The 18242-nt window shown below is 67.6% G+C and carries 14 protein-coding genes; 5 read left to right on the forward strand and 9 right to left on the reverse strand.

Annotated elements, in window-relative coordinates; translation table 11 throughout:
* Positions 1–86 precede the first annotated feature (86 nt).
* From V3B30_RS12635 to oleC, 3 genes are all read right to left on the reverse strand, one after another.
* Positions 87–242, reverse strand: coding sequence for a DUF1328 domain-containing protein (locus V3B30_RS12635; RefSeq protein ID WP_005407633.1), 156 nt, complete (start codon positions 240–242; stop codon positions 87–89).
* A gap of 81 nt (positions 243–323) precedes the next feature.
* Positions 324–1316, reverse strand: a complete 993-nt coding sequence (oleD, locus tag V3B30_RS12640) for a 2-alkyl-3-oxoalkanoate reductase (protein ID WP_262084033.1) — start codon at positions 1314–1316, stop codon at positions 324–326.
* Positions 1313–2971: an olefin beta-lactone synthetase gene (gene oleC, locus V3B30_RS12645; RefSeq protein ID WP_262084034.1), complete on the reverse strand. Its 1659-nt coding sequence runs from the start codon at positions 2969–2971 to the stop codon at positions 1313–1315. Before oleC ends, oleD begins: the two co-directional genes overlap by 4 nt.
* A gap of 104 nt (positions 2972–3075) precedes the next feature.
* Here oleC and V3B30_RS12650 point away from each other — a divergent pair, with 104 nt between their 5' ends.
* Positions 3076–3507, forward strand: coding sequence for a YkgJ family cysteine cluster protein (locus V3B30_RS12650; RefSeq protein WP_100474988.1), 432 nt, complete (start codon positions 3076–3078; stop codon positions 3505–3507).
* Positions 3508–3594: 87 nt separating this feature from the next.
* On the opposite strand, the gene V3B30_RS12655 is transcribed toward V3B30_RS12650, so the two are convergent.
* From V3B30_RS12655 to V3B30_RS12670, 4 genes are all read right to left on the reverse strand, one after another.
* Entirely contained in the window at positions 3595–4485 is an 891-nt protein-coding gene (locus tag V3B30_RS12655; protein ID WP_262084035.1) for an alpha/beta fold hydrolase, read from the reverse strand.
* 117 nt (positions 4486–4602) lie between these two features.
* Positions 4603–5619 carry a 3-oxoacyl-ACP synthase III gene (locus tag V3B30_RS12660; RefSeq protein ID WP_014035559.1) on the reverse strand — a complete coding sequence of 339 codons (1017 nt, stop codon included), beginning with the start codon at positions 5617–5619 and terminating at the stop codon, positions 4603–4605.
* A gap of 103 nt (positions 5620–5722) precedes the next feature.
* Positions 5723–6040 (reverse strand): DUF4156 domain-containing protein, encoded by a 318-nt coding sequence (locus V3B30_RS12665; protein WP_100474990.1) that lies wholly within the window; start codon positions 6038–6040, stop codon positions 5723–5725.
* Positions 6041–6200: 160 nt separating this feature from the next.
* Complete coding sequence (locus tag V3B30_RS12670; protein ID WP_329809654.1) at positions 6201–9074, reverse strand: pitrilysin family protein; 2874 nt, start codon at positions 9072–9074, stop codon at positions 6201–6203.
* A gap of 415 nt (positions 9075–9489) precedes the next feature.
* On the opposite strand from V3B30_RS12670, the gene V3B30_RS12675 reads away from it, so the two are divergent.
* The gene (locus V3B30_RS12675; RefSeq protein WP_262084037.1) at positions 9490–9966 is read left to right on the forward strand and encodes a hypothetical protein; all 477 of its coding nucleotides are present in this window, start codon (positions 9490–9492) and stop codon (positions 9964–9966) included.
* A 69-nt stretch (positions 9967–10035) separates the two neighbouring features.
* The gene (locus V3B30_RS12680) at positions 10036–10515 is read left to right on the forward strand and encodes a tRNA (cytidine(34)-2'-O)-methyltransferase (RefSeq protein WP_005407625.1); all 480 of its coding nucleotides are present in this window, start codon (positions 10036–10038) and stop codon (positions 10513–10515) included.
* A 548-nt stretch (positions 10516–11063) separates the two neighbouring features.
* Here the strand turns inward: V3B30_RS12680 and V3B30_RS12685 are convergent.
* Entirely contained in the window at positions 11064–12227 is a 1164-nt protein-coding gene (locus V3B30_RS12685; RefSeq protein ID WP_262084038.1) for an acyl-CoA dehydrogenase family protein, read from the reverse strand.
* A 257-nt stretch (positions 12228–12484) separates the two neighbouring features.
* On the opposite strand from V3B30_RS12685, the gene V3B30_RS12690 reads away from it, so the two are divergent.
* The gene (locus V3B30_RS12690) at positions 12485–14161 is read left to right on the forward strand and encodes an electron transfer flavoprotein-ubiquinone oxidoreductase (protein ID WP_100474994.1); all 1677 of its coding nucleotides are present in this window, start codon (positions 12485–12487) and stop codon (positions 14159–14161) included.
* A gap of 65 nt (positions 14162–14226) precedes the next feature.
* Positions 14227–14628 carry a c-type cytochrome gene (locus tag V3B30_RS12695; RefSeq protein WP_329809655.1) on the forward strand — a complete coding sequence of 134 codons (402 nt, stop codon included), beginning with the start codon at positions 14227–14229 and terminating at the stop codon, positions 14626–14628.
* Here the strand turns inward: V3B30_RS12695 and V3B30_RS12700 are convergent.
* Positions 14622–18221 (reverse strand): transporter substrate-binding domain-containing protein, encoded by a 3600-nt coding sequence (locus tag V3B30_RS12700; protein ID WP_262084040.1) that lies wholly within the window; start codon positions 18219–18221, stop codon positions 14622–14624. The two genes, V3B30_RS12695 and V3B30_RS12700, sit on opposite strands and share 7 nt — an antisense overlap.
* Between the last annotated feature and the right edge of the window lie 21 nt (positions 18222–18242).

Genomic DNA, 18242 nt, shown 5'->3' on the forward strand with positions numbered 1-18242 from the left:
CCTCTACATTGTGGTGTGCCGCCACCCGGCGGCCCCACACCGGAAAGAACAGTGCCGGCCAGCGGCCGGCACTACCCTGCGGTCTTCTAGCCGCGCTTCCGGAACATCGAGATCACCGCAAGGATCAGGAACACCACGAACAGGATCCAGGCGATGTTCGTTGCGGCCCCGGCAATGCCGGAGAACCCCAGAACGGCGGCGATGATGGCGATGACAAAGAAGATGATGGCGTAGTGCAGCATGGCGCTCCTCGCGGGTGGTCGAGCCTTGGATGGCGTGGGTCCATCCTCCCGTTCCCGCGGTGTGCAACCAGTGATGGCGATCTATGCAGCAGATGAAGCCTTCAGCCTGCGCAGCCCTTCTTCGATGCTGACCTGCGGCACATAGCCGAAATCGCGGCGGGCCGGCTCCATGCTGTACCAGTGCGGCGTGCACAGCTGCTCGGCCAGGAAGCGGGTCAGCGGCGGCTCGCCGCGCAGGCGCAGCAGCGGCCACAGCCGTTCGCAGATCGCACCGATGCGATACGCGGTCTTGAAGCTGATCGCCTTGTCCACCGTCGGCGCGCCAACCGCGGCCAGCAGCTTGTTGACCAGCTCGCGCATCGGCAGCGGCTCGCCGTTGGAGATGAAGTAGGCCTTGCCCGCACACGCAGCGCCCGGTGCCAGCGCTTCGAAAGCGAGGAAATGCGCGAGCGCGGCGTTGTCGATGTAGGTGGTATCCACCTTGTTGTTGCCGTCGCCCACCAGCCGCAGGCGGCCCTGCCGCGCACGCTCTGCCAGGCGCGGCACCAGTTGCTGGTCACCCGGGCCCCAGATCAGGCGCGGGCGCAGTGCCACCGTCGCCAGCGACGCATCGTTGGCGGCCAGCACGCGCTGTTCGGCGATTGCCTTGGTCGCCGCATACGGTGCCTGGAAGTCCTCGCCGTATGGCACCTCGTCAGCCCCCAGGCCTTCCACCGGATGCGTAGCGCGGTGGGTCACGCTGGGCGTTGAGGTGTAGACCAGGCGGCTGATGCCATGTGCACGGCAGGCCGCGATGACGTTGTCGGTGCCGACCACGTTGGCCTGGTGGTAGCTGTCATAGCTGCCCCAGGCGCCGGCCTTGGCGCCGTTGTGGAACACCGCATCGACGCCGGCCACCGCGTGCAGCACCGCCTGCGCATCGGCCAGATCGCCGCGGATCTGGCCCACGCCCATGGCCTGCAGCTGCGGGTAGTGGCTGCGGTTGAACGCCAGCACCTGGTGGCCACGTTCGACCAGCCCGCGGCACAGCGCCTGGCCAAGGAAACCACCACCACCGGTGACCAGGATCTTCATGCGCGCTTCTCCAGTTCGGCGCTGGCCCAGACGGCGAGCTTCTCGCGGCCGATCTTGGCGTTGTGACGGATATCGACGGGGAACGCCGGATGCATCAGGAAGTGCTGCAGGCCAGCCTCTGGCGCGCGGGCTGCAGCGTGCGCACGCAGCGCTTCCCGCAGCGCCGGGCTGTCTGACTGGCCGCGCTGCAGTTCCACGCACAGCACCGGCACCTGCGCACCCGCCGGACCAACACCAACCAGTGCCGTGCGCGCCACACCCGGCACGGTATTGAACACCGGCTCGACCTGTTCGGTGTACAGCGGCCCCTGTGCGGTTTCCACCCGGTGGGTCTTGCGGCCACAGAACCACAGGCGCCCGTGCGCATCGAAGTAGCCCACGTCGCCCATGCGATGGACGATGCGGGCGCTGCCATCGGCCAGCGTCTCGCGGATCTTCGCGGCGGCGGTGGCCTGCGGGCGGTTGAAGTAGCTGTCGGTGGCGGTCGGCCCGGCCACGGTGATCTCGCCCACCTCGCCGGTGGCCAGCACACGCGCCTGCGACCAGTCGGCCAACGGTGCGTCATCGATGGCGATGATGCGCACCTCGTTCGGCTCCACCACGTTGCCCACGCAGGTACCGGCGCCGGCCTCGGTGGCCGCGCGGGTACGCTCCAGCTCGCGCCCCTCCACCACCGCCACCGGCAGGCACTCGGTGGCGCCGTACGGGGTCCAGAACTGCGCATCGGCGGGCAGCAGGCTGCGGATGGTGGCGACCACGTCGGGGGGCACCGGCGCCCCTGCCGAGGTCACCCGGGTCACCGTGGGCAATGGCCGGCCATGCCGGGCCAGCACGCGCATCAGGGCTGGCGAGCCGAACAGCTGGGTCACACCGAAGCGCTGGATGGCGTCGTGCAGGCGTGCCGGGTCGGCCTGTGCCGGCCGGGTCGGGTCCATGTCCGGAATCACCGAGGTCAGGCCCAGCGCAGGGTCAAACAGGGCGAAAGGAGGGAAGGTCGGCAGGTCCACTCCGCCCGCTTCCATGCCGAACGCGCTGCCCAGCAGCTGGATCTGGCCGACGAAGTGGCGGTGGCGGTAGACCACGCCCTTGGGCACGCCGGTGGAGCCGCTGGTGAACAGGATCGCGGCCATGTCCTCGCCATCGGTGTCGGCCAGCATCGGCCCACCGTCGGCGCCGGCGCGCTCCAGCGCAGCCAGGCTGGTCCCGCCCCAGCCGAGGCGGCGGCCGACGGTGACCAGGCGGGTCGCCGAGGGCGCCCAGCGCAGCACCAACCGCGCCACATGCGCCAGAGGGATGCCGATGAACGCCTGCGGCTGCGCCTCGTCCAGGCACTGCTTCAGCGCGCGTTTGTCGATGCCCGGATCGACCAGCACCGGCACCGCGCCCAGCTTGAACAGGGCGAACATCAGCAGGAAGAACTCCGGCGACGGCCGCACCATCACCACCGTGCGCACCCCGCGGCCGATCCCGTAGCCGGCCAGGCCGGCGGCCATGGCGTCGCTGCGGGCGTCCAGCTGGCGGTAATCCAGGGTCACATCGTAGGCGGCCATGCCGTTGCCGGCGCCGCGACGGCCTGGGCAGCGGATGGCGATCTGGTCGGGCCGTTCACGCGCCAGTTCAGGCAGGCGCGCGGCAATGTTGCAGGGTCGGTTCATCCGTTCATTGTCGCCGCTTACGGAATTTCTTGCGCGGCGCTCCACTTCGTGGAAAATCCGCACCCTCGCTCCTGATTCCGACTGCCGCCCGAGGCGGCTTGCCCATGCAACATCCCTGCATGACCTGCGGCGCCTGCTGCACCCAATACCGCGTGGCCTTCCACTGGATGGAATCGGACGAGGTCACCCCCGGCGGCGTGCCGCACCAGCTGACCGAGGTGCTGGACCCGCACCGCCTGTGCATGCGCGGCACCCACTCCAAGCCGGTGCGCTGCGTGGCACTGGATGCGCAGGTCGGCGTGTACTCGCGCTGCACCATCCACCCCAACCGGCCCAGCGTGTGCCGAGAGGTGGATGCGTCGTGGGAGTACGGCAAGGCCAGCCCGCAGTGCGACAAGGCGCGCATCGCCTACGGCCTGGATCCGCTGACCCTGGCCGACTGGCGCTGGCGCGATGGCGCCGACAATGACGACGATCATCCGGACGACAACGGCAACAGCCCGTCCTCGCCGCCGCAGGCACCGATCGCTGCGTAGGGGAAGTGCCGGCCGGTGTACCGACCAACGGTCGGCACCTGCCCATTCCCTCTTCCGGTGGGTGCCGACCGTTGGTCGGCATGCCCTTCAGATCGGGTTCTTGTCCAGGAACGCGCGGATCTCCGGCACCAGCACGTCCTGCTTGTCTTCCAGCACGTAGTGCCCGGCATCCTCGAAGGCATGTACCTGGGCCTGCGGCAGCGCGGCCTGGAAGCCCTTCAGGAAGTGATGGTCGAACACGAAGTCGCGCAGGCCCCAGCCGAGGAAGGCGGGGCGGTCGGCGAACGACGGCAGTGCCTTGCCGGCGCGTTCCAGCAGCGACCACGCCTTGTCGGACGGCGACAGCGGGATGTCCTGCATGAAACGGATGGTGCTGATGCGGTTGGCCCAGCTGTTGTACGGCGACACGTAGGCGCGGCGCACGTCGGCCGGCATCCTGCGCTCCACGCCCAGCCACGAGGCGCCGGACGAGAACGCGTTGAAGGTGCGGATGATCCACTCGCCGATCTTCCAGTGGCGGCCCAGCGCGATCTGCCACGGCATCTTCTTCGCCGCCGGCATCGGGAAGGCGGCGGTGTTGAGCACCACCAGGCGCTTGACCTGGTCGTGGTGCGACAGCGCCCAGCCGAAGCCGATCATGCCGCCCCAGTCGTGCACGGCCAAGGTCACCGGGCCGGCGATGCCCAGGTGCTTCAGCAGCGCGTCGAGATCGTCCACGCGCGACTGCAGCGTGTACTCGTAGCGGCTGTCATCGGGCTTGTCCGACAGGCCCATGCCGATGTGGTCCGGCACGATGCAGCGGTACGTGTCCGACAGGCCGGCCACCAGCGTGCGCCAGTAATAGCTCCACGACGGGTTGCCGTGCACCATCACCACCACGTCGCCGTCGCGCGGGCCTTCGTCGAGATAGTTCATCGACAGGCCGGGGCGGACCTCGAAGCGCTGCGGGTGGGCGGGGTAACCGGGAAGCTGGGACATCGGATCGCACCTGTAGAAAGGGCCGGTAGAACCGGCCCTTGGACACTTGGAAAAATCATCGCTGTCCGTCGCGAGCGATTGACCAGGCAATCACACAGCAGGTCAGCGGTGACTTTCTTACCAGACTACTTCAGCCATCGAGCAGTTCAGGCCCGAGCCGATGCCGAGCAGCGCGATGCGATCGCCCTTCTTCAGCTTGCCCAGCTGCTTGAGCTTGCTCAGCACGATCGGCACCGAGGCCGGGCCGATGTTGCCGTGCTCGCCGAAGATGGTCATGACCTTCTTCGGGTCGATGCCGAAGTTCTTGATGAACGCCGCGGTGTGCGGCTGGCTGACCTGGTGGATCACGAACTGGTCCAGCTCTTCCACGGCCCAGCCCAAGGCGATCTTGGCGGCGGTGAAGGTCTTCTGCGCCAGCTTGATGCCTTCGATCAGCAGCAGGCGGGTATCGGTGACCATGCGGTCCAGGTTGCCCAGGCACAGCTGGTTCCACTCGGTGGCCGAGCGGGTCACGCCGCCCTTGTAGCGCGGCGCATCCGGCACCAGTTCCGAGCGCGCCATCACCATCGCGGCGGCACCCGATCCGGTGGTCAGGGCGGCCAGCTCGTTGCGGAAGTCGTCGGCGGTGACGTCCGGGGCGGTCATGCGCTCCAGGGTCTTCTCGTACACCAGGTTGGCGGTCTCGCCATCCACCACCAGCGCATAGTCGATGTCGCCACGCTCGATCATGCGCGCCGCGATATCCATGCCATTGATGAAGGCCAGGCAGGCATTGGCAACGTCGAAGGTCATGCACTCGTCGCTGACGCCCAGGTTGCCGGACACGATGGAGGCCGTGGACGGCTCCAGGTAGTCGCGGCTGACCGAGGTGTTGACCAGCAGGCCCACCTGCGTCGCATCGATGCCTGCGTCTTCCAGCGCCTTGCGGCCGGCCATGGTGGCGGCATCGGACGCCAGCACGCCGTTGTCCCACAGGCGGCGGGCGTGGATGCCGGCGATATCGCCGAGCACGTCGGTACGGATACCGAGGCGATCCAACGTCGGCTGCAGCCGCTCATTGATTTCCTTGGTCGTCAGCGTATGCGGCGCATCAACGTGTGCCAGGCCGGCGATCGAGACATTCTTGAAGAGCATCGAGGTTAGCGCCAAGGCTCAGGCAAAAGGGGGCGCTATTCTATAACCCCCGGGGCCTTCACCGCATCTTTACGAATTCAGGCTTGGCCGTATGGTGAAGCGTTCAGCGCGGCGGGCACTGGTAGGCAGCGAAGCGCTGGCTGCCATCAGCGGGGGCCGCGGCGGCCTGCACGGCATTGGCCCCGGCGCTCGGGGCTTCGTTGCGTGCCAGGGTTTCCAGCTCTTCCTGTACGCGCAGCGGGTTGCGGTTGTAGAAGCCGACCTTGCTCTTCACGCTAACCACGACCTCGCCCTTGGCGATGCAGCCGGCCGGAACCGGGCCTGCCGGCAGCACGCGGGTCGCCTTGCCGGCCGGTTCGATCGGCACCCAGGTACAGGCAGTGACGGTGAGCAGCAGGGAGGAAAGCAGCAGAACGCGCATGGGCAGATCCTGGAAGGGTATGGGGGGATTCTGCCTGAACAGCCTGAATCGAGGGTAGCCCGGCAGGGGTCGGATCCCCCACAGGGGGCTCTGACCCCAGTGCACGACGGGGTCGGATCCCTCCCGATGGGAGGGATCCGACCCCTGGCCGGGTAGTGCCTTATTTCTTCACCCGGGTGCCCGCGGCGGGGAGCACCGGCCCCGCGCCCCGGTCGATCACCGTCACCTCGCCCAGGTTCAGCGCACGCACGGCCGCTTCGGTCTGCTTGAGGTCACCCACCACCACCCAGGTCAGGGCCTGCGGCTTGATCTCGGCAGCGGCCTGCTGCACCTGCGCCGGGGTCATCGCCTCGATCTCGGCCTTGCGGCGCAGCACGTAGTCGTCCGGGCGCTTGAACTGCACGATCGAACCGATGGTCGACGCCACCGCGCTGGCGGTCTCGTAGGCACCGGGCAGGCTGAGGGTCTGGATGTTGCGGATGCGATTGATCTCCGCAGCAGTGGCCGGTTTGCTGCCATCGGCGAATGCAGAGATTTCCTTGCGCATTTCCGCCATCGCCGGCCCGGTCTTGTCGATCTGCACCGGTGCGCTGGCCATCCACGGGCGCTGGCCCACCGAGTTGATCGCGCTGCTGCGTGCACCATACGACCAGTGCTTGTCCTCGCGCAGGTTCATGTTCAGGCGCGAGGTGAAGTCACCGCCGATCACGCCGTTGGCGATGTCAAAGCGGGTCGAGCTGGTGGCACTGGACGGCGCCACCACCTGGCCGGCGAACAGGTTGGCCTGCACCGCGCCCGGCTGGTCGATCAGGAACACGCGCGGGCCCTTCGGCAATGCGACGTCGGTGGCGGCCTTCACCTGCGGGGCATCGCCCGCAGCCTTCCAGTCGCCCAGCTGCTTGTCCAGCAGCGGCACGATCTCAGCCAGGGTGGTGTCACCGACCACGATCAGGGTGCCGTTCTGCGGGCGCAGCCAGTCGTGGTGGAAGTCGACCAGGTCCTCACGGGTCAGGCCGCTGATCGCCGCCTCGTCGCCGCTGCCGGTGAACGGAATCGCATACGGGTGGCCCTTGCCGTACAGCAGCGGCGGCAGCACGCGCATCGCCACCGCACCCGGGTTGACCTTCTCCTGCTGGATGCCGGCGATCCAGCTCGCCTTGACCCGGTCGATCTCGCCCTGCTCGAAGCGCGGCTCGCGCAGCAGGTCGCGGTACAGCGCCAGCGACGGTGCCAGGTTTTCCTTCAGTGCCGACAGGTCCACGCTCATCGAGTCCAGGCCGGCCGAGGCATCCAGGCTGGCGCCCAGTGCATCAGCGGCATCGGCGAAGGCCAGCGAGCCGAGCTTGCCGGCGCCTTCGGTCATCAGGCTCATGGTGAAGTTGGCGGTGCCCGGCTTGCGGCCCTGGTCGGCGCTGAAGCCGCCCGGGAACTGGTAGCTGAACTGCACCACCGGAATCTCGTGGCGCTCGGCCAGGATCACCTGGGTGCCGTTCTTCAGCGTGGCGCGCTGCAGCGCGGGGAATTTCAGCTGCGGGAACTCGCGGGTCTGCGGCACGCCGGCCTTGCGGTCGACCTGCTCCGGCAGGGTGCTGTACTTGGGGTCCACCGCCGGCACGGTGAACGGCTTCGGCGCCTGGCTCGGGTCTTCCTTCAGCGCCACACGCTCACCCGGTGCGATCACCAGGGTGTGGCTGCCCTTGTCCAGCCACTGCGCACCCAGCCGGCTCAGATCGGCGGCACTGGCCTTCTCGATGTTGGCCAGCGAGGTGCGGAAGCAGCCCGGGTCGCCGGTGAACACTGCGCACTCGGCCAGCGCATCGGCCTTGCCGCCGAAGCCACCGATGCGCTCGATGCCACGGATGAAGCCGGCGCGGGCGCCGGTCTTGGCACGCTCCAGCTCGGCCGCGGTCGGGCCCTGCTTGATCAGGCGATCCAGTTCCTCGTCGATGATCTTCTCGACCTTGGCCGGGTCCTGGCCCTGCTTGACCGTCGCCATGATCACGAAGTTCGAACCCAGCTGCGACGTCGACAGGCCCGACGCGATGCTGTCCACCAGCTTGTCCTGGTGCTGCAGGCGCTGGCTCAGGCGCGAGGACTTGGCACCGCCCAGTACCTGCGCGAACAGCTGCAGCTGATCGACATCGGTGGTGCCGACCTGCGGCACGTTCCAGGCGCGGTAGATGCGCGCCTGCGGCACCTTGTCGGTCATCGTCTCGCGCGTGTCGGCGCTGCGCTTGGCCACGTTCACGGCCGGCTGCGCCATGGTCGGGCCGGCCGGAATGCTGCCGAAGTACCTGCCGACCTTTTCCTTGGCGGTGGCCACGTCGATGTCGCCGGCCAGCACCAGCACCGCGTTGTTCGGGCCGTACCAGGTGCGGAACCAGGTCTTCACGTCATCCAGCGACGCCGCGTTCAGATCGTTCATCGAACCGATCACGCCGTGGTGGTACGGGTGGCCTACCGGGTACAGCGCCTTGTTGAGCTGGTCCCAGGCCTGGCCGTAGGGCTGGTTCTCGCCCTGGCGCTTCTCGTTCTGCACCACGCCACGCTGCTCGTCCAGCGCCGCCTGGTCGATCGCACCGACCAGGTGACCCATGCGGTCCGACTCCATCCACAGCGCCATGTCCAGCGCGGTGGTGGGCACGTTCTCGAAGTAGTTGGTGCGGTCGGTATTGGTGGTGCCGTTCTGGTTGGTGGCACCGACCTGCTTGAACGGTTCGAAGAATTCGCCGTCGTGGTTTTCGCTGCCCTGGAACATCAGGTGCTCGAACAGGTGCGCAAAGCCGGTACGGCCGGCCGGTTCGTCCTTGCTGCCCACGTGGTACCAGACGTTGACCGCGACGATCGGCGCCTTGCGATCGGTATGCACGATCACGCGCAGGCCGTTGGGCAGGGTGAACTGCTCGTACGGGATATCGACCTTGGCCGGTGCCGCCGGCTTGGCGGCAAGCGCGGAGGTGGGCGCAAGCGTGCCCAGGGCGGTGCTGAGGGCGACGGCCAGCAGTGCAGCGCGCGGGCGAAGGGCGAGAGACATATCCGGATCCTTGGTCACATAGGTGAACCCCGATCCTAGCCTGCGCAGGCAACGGCAGGAATCGGTCGCCAGTCACTGGGGGTGTTTGCCCTGGAGGCCATCCGGCCCGGCCCATCCGCAGGGCCTGAACCGTCACATGCGCCGACTGAAAGCGTCCGGACAGTGTCCGCGGCAGATCGAATGGACAGGTGTCCGCCCACCGGACACTTTCCGATTACCAGAAAACCCTTGTAAATCAATAGCTAAAAGTTGGCACGGGGATTGCTTGGTACTTCCTGCGCCAAGAAGGGCTTCAGACAAAAGCTGACTGAAGACTGAACAGATGCAGGAAATCGAAAATTCTCCTTGCATCCCCAGAATTGGTGTACTACCTTACTACCACACCACTGATCACCAACACTAAACAGGCCCCGTCATGAACGCCAAGACCATTGCCATCGCCATCGCCCTGATCGCCGGCACCGCGGTTGTTTCGTCGGTGCAGGCCTCCGAATCCATCAAGACCCTGTCCACCGTGCAGGTTCGCCCGGCCGCCGACCAGCTGGCCCAGCAGGCCTGGGAACAGGCCAGCGGCATCCCCACCCTGGCCACCGTGGAAGTGCGTCCGAGCGCCGACCAGCTGGCCGAGCGCAGCGGCTACGTCGCCACCCCGGTCGCCGCCGCGATGCCGATCACCACCCTGGCCTCGGTGGAAGTGCGCCCGAGCCTGGAACAGCGCGTCGCCCTGGCCGCCGAACTGGAAGCCCAGCGCTACGCTGCGACCCTGGCTGCCGCCGCCACCAACGTCGCCAACTCGGTCATCACCAACCTGCCGGCCCTGCAGGTGCGTCCGAGCGCCGCCGACCTGCAGGCCCTGGCCACCGGAACCGCCCAGGTCCTGCTGCGCCCGTAAGCGGTGCCGCCCTGCCCCGTGCAGGGCGTGCGCCGTAAGGGCGGCGGTCGTCGCAGGTACACTGCGCCGATGAATGCCGCGCCCCAGTTCCACGTGATCCTGTTCCAACCGGAAATCCCGCCCAACACGGGCAATGTGATCCGGCTCTGCGCCAACACCGGCGCGCAGCTGCACCTGGTCGAGCCGCTCGGCTTCGCACTGGAAGACAAGCAGCTCAAGCGCGCCGGCCTGGACTACCACGAGTATTCGCGCCTGCAGGTGCACCCCGACCTGGACACCGCGCTGGCGCGGATCGCACCGAAGCGGTTGTTCGCCCTGAGTACGCGTGCCAGCGTCCGCTATGACAGCGTGGCGTTCGAAGACGGTGATGCCTTCCTGTTCGGCCCGGAAAGCCGCGGCCTGCCGCAGGACGTGCTCGATGCATTGCCCGATGGCCGCCGCCTGCGCCTGCCGATGCGGCCGGACAACCGCAGCCTCAATCTTTCCAACACCGTTGCCGTGGTGATGTACGAAGCGTGGCGCCAGCACGGCTTTGCCGGCGGGGCGTAAACCGCCTCAGGTGGGGTGTGAACCGCTGCTGGTGGGTATGACCTGCTTCTGGTGGCTGTGAATCGCTCCTGGTGGGTGCGGACCTTGGTCCGCACCGATGCCCGGTCGCGCGCTGAAGGAATGTGCCAACCAAGGTTGGCACCCACCAAGGGCAGGTCCAGGCGGCCACCGAGAACCTCTGATGGCTGTGAACCACTCCTGGTGGGTGCGGACCTTGGTCCGCACCGATGCCTGGTCGTGCACTGAAGGAATGTGCCAACCAAGGTTGGCACCCACCAAGGGCAGGTCCAGGCGGCCACGGAGAACCTCTGATGGCTGTGAATCGCTCCTGGTGGGTGCGGACCTTGGTCCGCACCGATGCCTGGTCGTGCACTGAAGGAATGTGCCAACCAAGGTTGGCACCCACCAAGGGCAGGTCCAGGCCGCCACCGAGAACCTCTGATGGCTGTGAACCACCCCTGGTGGGTGCGGACCTTGGTCCGCACAAATACCCGGTCGCGCGCTGAAGGAATGTGCCAACCAAGGTTGGCACCCACCAGAACCAGGCTTCAGAACGCGTTGATGCCGGTCAGCTCACGGCCGATCACCAGCTGGTGCACGGTCTCGGTGCCTTCATAGGTGATCACCGACTCCAGGTTCAGCGCATGCCGGATCGCCACGTGTTCGGTGGTGATGCCAGCCCCACCGAGCAGGTCGCGACACTCGCGGGCGATGTCGATCGCCATGCGGCAGTTGTTCCACTTGGCCAGGCTGACCTGCTGCGGCTGCAGCTGGCCGGCTTCCTTCAACCGGCCCAGCTGCAGCGCCAGCAGCTGTGCGGTGGTGATGCGGCGGGCCATCTCCGCCAGCTTGATCTGCGCGCTCTGGGTCGCGGCCAGCGGGCGACCAAACAGCACGCGCTCCTTGGCATAGCCCAGCGCTTCATCCAGGCAGGCAATCGCCGCACCGATCGGGCCCCAGCTGATGCCATAGCGCGCCTGGGTCAGGCAACCCAGCGGCCCCTTCAGGCCCTTCACGTTCGGCAGGCGATGGCTGTCGGGCACGCGCACGTCGTCGAAGTACAGCGCACCGGTCAGCGACGCACGCAGGCTCATCTTGTGCTTGATTTCCTGCGTGGTGAAGCCGGCCATGCCCTTCTCCAGCACGAAGCCCTGGATGCCGTCTTCGGTCTGCGCCCAGACGATGGCCAGGTCGGCCACCGGGCCGCTGGTGATCCACATCTTGCTGCCGCTGATGCGCCAGTCGCTGCCGTCGCGCACCGCGCGGGTCTTCATGCTGGCCGGATCGGAACCGCCGTGGGCCTCGGTCAGGCCGAAGCAACCGATCAGTTCACCGCGCGCCATCGCCGGCAGCCACTGCTGGCGCTGCTCCTCGCTGCCATAGGCGTAGATCGGGTACATGCACAGCGAGCTCTGCACCGAGACGAAGCTGCGCAGGCCTGAATCGCCGCGCTCCAGCTCCTGGCAGATCAGGCCGTAGCTGACCGCACCGAGGCCGCCGCCGCCGTATTCGGCCGGCAGGGTCGCGCCGAGCAGGCCCAACGAGGCGATCTCCGGCACCAGCTCCTCGGGAAAACGCGCCTGGTCGAAAGCATCGCCGATGATCGGCAGCACGCGCTCGTTGGTGAAGCGGGCGACGCTTTCCTGCACCGCGCGCTCTTCCTCGTTGAGCAGGGAACGGACATCGAACAGATCGTACGGATGCAAAGCCATGGCACTCACACGCAGTCAGGACCCGACCATTGTCGGTCATCCGGGCAGAGCGTGCCGGCCAGGGTCGGCACCCACCAGAGCGGCGGCGCTACGCTGCATTGCAGCAATCCGGGTGTGAACATCGGCGATCTAGCTCGATCACGCGCGGCCCGGTACCCTGACACATTCAAACAACCGTTTCGCCCGTGGCTGCACGCGCGATTCCCAGGCACCGCCGGTGGCCCCGATGCCGGCCCTACCCACGAGTCATGCAATCGATGAGCGCTGAAGCCAACGCCCTGCCCCCGCGTGAAGTAATGGAGTTCGACGTGGTGATCGTCGGCGCCGGCCCCGCCGGCCTGGCCACCGCGATCCGCCTGCGCCAGCGCGCGATCGAAGCCGGCCGCGAACTTTCGGTGTGCGTGCTGGAAAAAGGCTCAGAGCCGGGCGCACACGTGCTGTCCGGCGCGGTGATGGACCCGCGCGCGCTGACCGAACTGTTCCCGGACTGGGCCGAGCGCGGCGCACCGCTGAAGCAGAAAGTCACCCGCGACGAATTCCTGTTCCTCAGCGAAACCGGCGCGCGCAGCACGCCCCATGCGCTGCTGCCGGAGTGCTTCCACAATGAAGGCAACTACATCATCAGCCTGGGGGAAGTGACCCGCTGGCTGGCGCAGCAGGCCGAGGCGCTGGAAGTGGCGATCTTCCCCGGCTTTGCGGCCGCCGAGGTGCTGTACGGCGACAACGGTGAAGTGATCGGCGTGGCCACCGGCGACATGGGCATCGAGAAGGACGGCAGCATCGGCCCGGCCTTCGAGCGCGGCATGGCGCTGCACGCGAAATACACGATCTTCGCCGAAGGCGCGCGCGGCCACCTCGGCCGCCAGCTGATCGCCCGCTACAAGCTCGACGAAGGCAAGGACCCGCAGGCCTACGGCATCGGCATCAAGGAACTGTGGCAGATCGACCCGGCCAGGCATGAGCCGGGCCTGGTGGTGCATGCGGCCGGCTGGCCGCTGGACAGCGACACCTACGGCGGTGCGTTCCTGTACCACGCCGACGGTGGCAAGGTCGCCATCGGCTACGTGGTCGGCCTGGACTACAGGAACCCATGGCTGAGCCCGTTCGAAGAGTTCCAGCGCTTCAAGACCCATCCGTCGATCCGCAAGCACCTGGAAGGCGGCACCCGCATCGGCTACGGCGCGCGTGCGATCACCGCCGGTGGCCTGCTGTCGCTGCCGAAGACGGTGTTCCCCGGTGGCGCGCTGGTCGGCTGCGAAGCCGGCTACCTCAACGCCAGCCGCATCAAGGGCAGCCACGCCGCGATCAAGACCGGCATGCTGTGCGCCGACGCGGCGTTCGATGCGTTGGCCGCCGATCGCCAGCACGATGAACTGAGCGCCTACCCGAAGGCCTTCGAAGCCAGCTGGCTGTTCACCGAACTGCAGCAGGCCAAGAACTTCAAGCAGTGGTTCAAGAAGGGCCAGACCGTGGCCACCCTGATGACCGGCGTGGAGCAGTGGCTGCTGCCAAAGCTGGGCGTGCGCAACCCGCCGTGGACCCTGCACCGCACGCAGCCGGACCATGCCTGCCTGGAACCGGCGGCCAAGCACACCCGCATCGCCTACCCGAAGCCGGATGGCGTGCTGACCTTCGACCGCCTCAGCTCGGTGTTCCTGAGCAGCACCAACCACGACGAGAACCAGCCCAGCCACCTGACGCTGAAAGACCCCAGCATTCCGGTGAAGGTCAACCTGGCCGAGTACGCGGGCCCGGAAGCACGCTACTGCCCGGCCGGCGTATACGAGTTCGTTGGCGAAGCCGACAACGCGCGCCTGCAGATCAACGCGCAGAACTGCGTGCACTGCAAGACCTGCGACATCAAGGATCCGACCCAGAACATCGTATGGGTGACCCCGCAGGGCGGCGGTGGCCCGAACTACTCGGGTATGTGATCGCCCGGGGCTGCGACCGCCGGTCGCAGCCCGGCCGCTGCACCTCACCGCTATCCTGCCCGCCCATGCGTGCCTCCCGCCTGCTCATCACCATTGCCGTGGCCCTGCTTGCCACGGCCTGCCAGCGCCCGCCTGCGGTCCCGGCCACGCCCGAACAGGCGCACCAGCAGGCCATGCAGCTTGCGTTCGAATTGTGTGCCGGCTGCCACACCGTGCAGCCCGGTGGCATCCACCGCTTCGGGCCGAACCTGCACGGCGTGATCGGCCGCCGCGCCGGCAGCCTGCCCGACTACGGCTATTCCGAGGGCATGCGCCGGGCAGACATCACCTGGACCGCGCAGACGCTGGATACCTTCCTGCAGTCACCGACGCACCTGGTGCCGGGCACGCGCATGTACAACGCCTTCCCCAGCGCAGAACGCCGCGCGCTGGTGATCGCCTACCTGCAGCAGCAGTCGGCTCAGTGAGCCAACCGCTGCAGCTGATGCTGCAGCTGTGCCACGAATGCCGTTACGGCGGCGAACAACGGCGCCGGGTCGGTCTCCGCCGCATCCTGAAGGCGCTCGACCAGGGCATTGGCCTGCCCGGCCAATGCCGTCGCCCCGACCGCCCCCAGGCCGCCCGCCTGGCGATGCAGGTGCAGCGCCGCCGCCTCGCGGTCGCCGGCCTGCACGGCGCGCTGCACGGCCGCCAGATCGCTCTCGCTGGCCTGCAACAGGCTGTCGCGCAGCTGCTCGGCCACCGCGCGGGAACCGTAGCGCTGCTGCAGGGCGGCCAGGTCAGGCAATGCTTCACCGTCATCGGCGGCAACCTCCGGCGCCGGCACGTCGAATGACTGGCCCTGGGCCTGCGGCAGCCAGCGCAGCAGCGCGGCACGCAGTGTGGCCAGTGACAGCGGCTTGGCCAGTATTTCATCCATGCCGGCCTCGCGGCAGCGGCGCGCATCGTCGTCCAGCACGCTGGCGGTCAGCGCCAGCACCGTCAGCCGCGGCTGGCCGGTGCGGCCCTCGCGTTCGCGCAGCAGGCGGGTGAAGCCAAATCCATCGAGTACCGGCATGCGGCAGTCGGTGATCACCAGGTCGAAGCTCTCCGACGACAAGCGGTCCAGCGCCTGCTGGCCATCGCCCAGCAGGACATGGGGCACGCCCAGCTGCTGCAGCCGCCACGCCATCATCGCCTGGTTGGTCGGGTGATCCTCGATCACCAGCACCCGCGCCTGGCGCAGCGCGGCGGGCAGCAGCGCTGTCTGCTCCTGCTCGTCCAGCAGCGCCGCTGCGTCCTCACTGCCGGCCTCCACCAGCGATACCCGCACTTCGGCGCGGGTTCCTTCGCCCAGCGTGCTGTGCAGGGCCAGTTCGCCCTGCATCATCTGCACCAGCCGCTGGCAGATGCTCAGACCCAGGCCGGTGCCTCCGTGGTCACGCTGGATGTAGGCCCCGGCCTGCATGAAGGGCGCGAACAGGTGCTGCAGTTGTTCCGGCGCGATGCCGATGCCGGTGTCGGTGACGCTCAGGCACAGCGGTTGCACGCCGTCTTCGCTGGTCGGCCCCAGCACCTCCAGCTGCAGGCGCACCTCGCCCTGTGCGGTGAACTTGATGGCGTTGCTGAGCAGGTTGAACACGATCTGGCGCAGCCGAACGCCATCCACTTCGTGGGCAGGCGCCAGCAGTGGGTCGATCTGCACATGCAGCGCCAGGCCACGCGCGCTGGCCTGGGCAGACAGCAGGCGGCACACGCTTTCCAGCAGCGGCCGCAGTGGTTGCGGCACCGGTTCCAGGCGCAACGCCCCTGCTTCCAGCCGCGAGTAGTCGAGGATGTCGTCGAGGATCTGCCGCAGCATCTGTGCCGAATCCTCGATCACGCCGAGGATGCGCTGCTGTTCGCTGTCCAACGGTGAGTGCGCCAGCACCTCCAGCATGCCCAGCACGCCACTCATCGGCGTGCGGATCTCGTGGCTCATCGTGGCCAGGAAACGCGATTTGGCCTCGGCGGCCTGCTCGGCATCCGCCTTCGCCGCCGTCAGGGCGTCGGCCTGCATCCGGGCCTCGCTCACATCCACCCAGTAACCGCTCCAGATCACCGCGCCCTCTTCGGCGGCGTAGGGATGGGCCTGGCTGCGCACCCAGCGCGTGCCTTCCCCATCGGTGCGCAGGCGGAACTCCAGGATCAACGGCGCGAACTGGCGCGCGGCCTGCTCGATGGCGTGCAGGATGTGTGCGCGATCCTCTTCCTCGATGCGTTCGAGCAACAGCCTCGCATCCTGTTCGGCCTGCTGCCGGGTGATACCGAACAACGCAGGCAGATCGCCGGCGATGAACGGGAAGCTGAGCGTGCCATCGGCGTCGCGGCGCGCCTGGTACACCACTGCGGGCAGGTTGTCGGTCACCTCGGCCAGACGCTGCTCCAGCTGGCGGCGTCCTGCCACCTCACGGCGCAGCCGCCAATGGCCGACGCCATGCACCAGCAGCGCGGTCAGCAATACCAGCAGCACCGGCACGCCCCACCGCAGCAGATTGCTCCAGTCGACGCCGCTGCGGTGTTCCACCGCCAGCCAGGCGCTGCGCAGCGCTTCGCGCTTGCGTGGAGTCATCTGCAGCAGCAGGCGATCGAAGGTGGTGGCCAATGCTGCGTGCCGGCGATCCACCGCCAATGCCAGCTGGTCATTGAAGCCGGCCGGCGCCGCCACCTGCAGCCGCGCCGGGAAACGGCTGCGCAGCAGGCGATCGACCAACGCAAGATTGCCGACATAGGCATCGGCTTCGCCATCGAGCAGGCGTTGCAACGCCTGCTCGGCGCTGCGCGCGGCGATGATCCGGGCCTGCGGTGCCTGCTGCAGCACGTAGCGGCGCAGGCGCTCCGGGTCGGAGAGCAGCACGCGCTTCCCCTGCAGATCGGCCAGTCCCAGCAGCGCCGCACCATCATTTCTGTTGACGATCACGTTCGGCACGCTGATGAAGGGCTGGCTGAACACCCAATCCGGGTCCAGGTAGCGTGAATCGGCGGGCATGCCCATCACTGCCTGCAGTTCGCCGCGGCGGGCCTTCTCACGCACCTCGTACCAGTCGTGACTGTTCTCGATCTGCAGGTTGGCGCCAGCCTGCATCAAGCGCTGCAGGTACTCGCTGGCCAGTCCACTGGGCCGGCCATCCTCACCGATGAACGACAGCGGCGCGGCATTCGGCGCAAAGCCGATCTTCAACGGCTGCTCCAGCACTCGCTTCTCGGCCTGGCTCAACGCCAGCTGCGCCGATGCCGACCAATGCGGAGGGGGCAGCCAGCGTTGTGCCAGCGCATCGCGCTGGGCCTGGCTGGTGGCAGCCAGCGCCAGGTCCAGCGCTTCCGCCAGGGGTTGTTTGCCGTTGGGGATGCCGAAATGCAGCCGTTCGGGTGGAAGATCGCTCGGGCGCAGCAGCGCCACGCCCAGCACGCGCCGGCTGGCGATCAGTTCAGTGGCGACGAAGGCATTGCCGATGTAGACATCGGCCTTGTCGTCTCTGACCATCTGCAACGCCGTCAACGTGTCGTTTGCGACAAGCTGGCGGGCACGCGGGAAACGGGCACGCACCTGAGGACCGGTCAGGAAATCCTGCTCGATCACCACGCGCAGGCCATCCAGGTCGGGGATCTCGGACGCGCGAAGATCGGCCGGTCGTCCCACCAGCGCCAGCGGCGCTTCGGCATACGCAGCGGTATAGACCATGCAGCGGGTGCGGTCGGCACTGAGACCGACATTCATGACCACGTCAATCTCGCCACGACATGTCGCATCCAGCACGGAAGTCCAGTCCGGATAGCGACGCATCTCGACCTTCACGCCGAGCTGGCGAGCAAGATGCGACAGGTAATCCGGTCCCAGCCCAACCTGCTGGCCGTCACGAAGAGACTCGAAGGGGGGCCAGCCGCTGTCATACTGCCCGACAACGATGGTCGGATGCGCCACCAGGTATTCGCGCTGCAACGGGCTGAGCGGCAGCAGGCCAGGGGCCGGCTGTGCCTGGGCCACGGGCAGGGCCAGCACCGCCAGCAGCAGGAGCAGCCCGCGAACAGCCCACCTACGCATCTGCGTCAATCTCCTAGAATC

The sequence above is a fragment of the Stenotrophomonas sp. SMYL41 genome (assembly GCF_036319965.1).
GTDB classification, from domain to species: Bacteria; Pseudomonadota; Gammaproteobacteria; order Xanthomonadales; family Xanthomonadaceae; genus Stenotrophomonas; species Stenotrophomonas maltophilia_R.

Bases quoted from the DNA above. Each gene is read 5' to 3' on its own strand.
- V3B30_RS12635 (WP_005407633.1), bottom strand. From the start codon at position 242: ATGCTGCACTACGCCATCATCTTCTTTGTCATCGCCATCATCGCCGCC.
- oleD (WP_262084033.1), bottom strand. From the start codon at position 1,316: ATGAAGATCCTGGTCACCGGTGGTGGTGGTTTCCTTGGCCAGGCGCTG.
- oleC (WP_262084034.1), bottom strand. From the start codon at position 2,971: ATGAACCGACCCTGCAACATTGCCGCGCGCCTGCCTGAACTGGCGCGT.
- V3B30_RS12650 (WP_100474988.1), top strand. From the start codon at position 3,076: ATGCAACATCCCTGCATGACCTGCGGCGCCTGCTGCACCCAATACCGC.
- V3B30_RS12655 (WP_262084035.1), bottom strand. From the start codon at position 4,485: ATGTCCCAGCTTCCCGGTTACCCCGCCCACCCGCAGCGCTTCGAGGTC.
- V3B30_RS12660 (WP_014035559.1), bottom strand. From the start codon at position 5,619: ATGCTCTTCAAGAATGTCTCGATCGCCGGCCTGGCACACGTTGATGCG.
- V3B30_RS12665 (WP_100474990.1), bottom strand. From the start codon at position 6,040: ATGCGCGTTCTGCTGCTTTCCTCCCTGCTGCTCACCGTCACTGCCTGT.
- V3B30_RS12670 (WP_329809654.1), bottom strand. From the start codon at position 9,074: ATGTCTCTCGCCCTTCGCCCGCGCGCTGCACTGCTGGCCGTCGCCCTC.
- V3B30_RS12675 (WP_262084037.1), top strand. From the start codon at position 9,490: ATGAACGCCAAGACCATTGCCATCGCCATCGCCCTGATCGCCGGCACC.
- V3B30_RS12680 (WP_005407625.1), top strand. From the start codon at position 10,036: ATGAATGCCGCGCCCCAGTTCCACGTGATCCTGTTCCAACCGGAAATC.
- V3B30_RS12685 (WP_262084038.1), bottom strand. From the start codon at position 12,227: ATGGCTTTGCATCCGTACGATCTGTTCGATGTCCGTTCCCTGCTCAAC.
- V3B30_RS12690 (WP_100474994.1), top strand. From the start codon at position 12,485: ATGAGCGCTGAAGCCAACGCCCTGCCCCCGCGTGAAGTAATGGAGTTC.
- V3B30_RS12695 (WP_329809655.1), top strand. From the start codon at position 14,227: ATGCGTGCCTCCCGCCTGCTCATCACCATTGCCGTGGCCCTGCTTGCC.
- V3B30_RS12700 (WP_262084040.1), bottom strand. From the start codon at position 18,221: ATGCGTAGGTGGGCTGTTCGCGGGCTGCTCCTGCTGCTGGCGGTGCTG.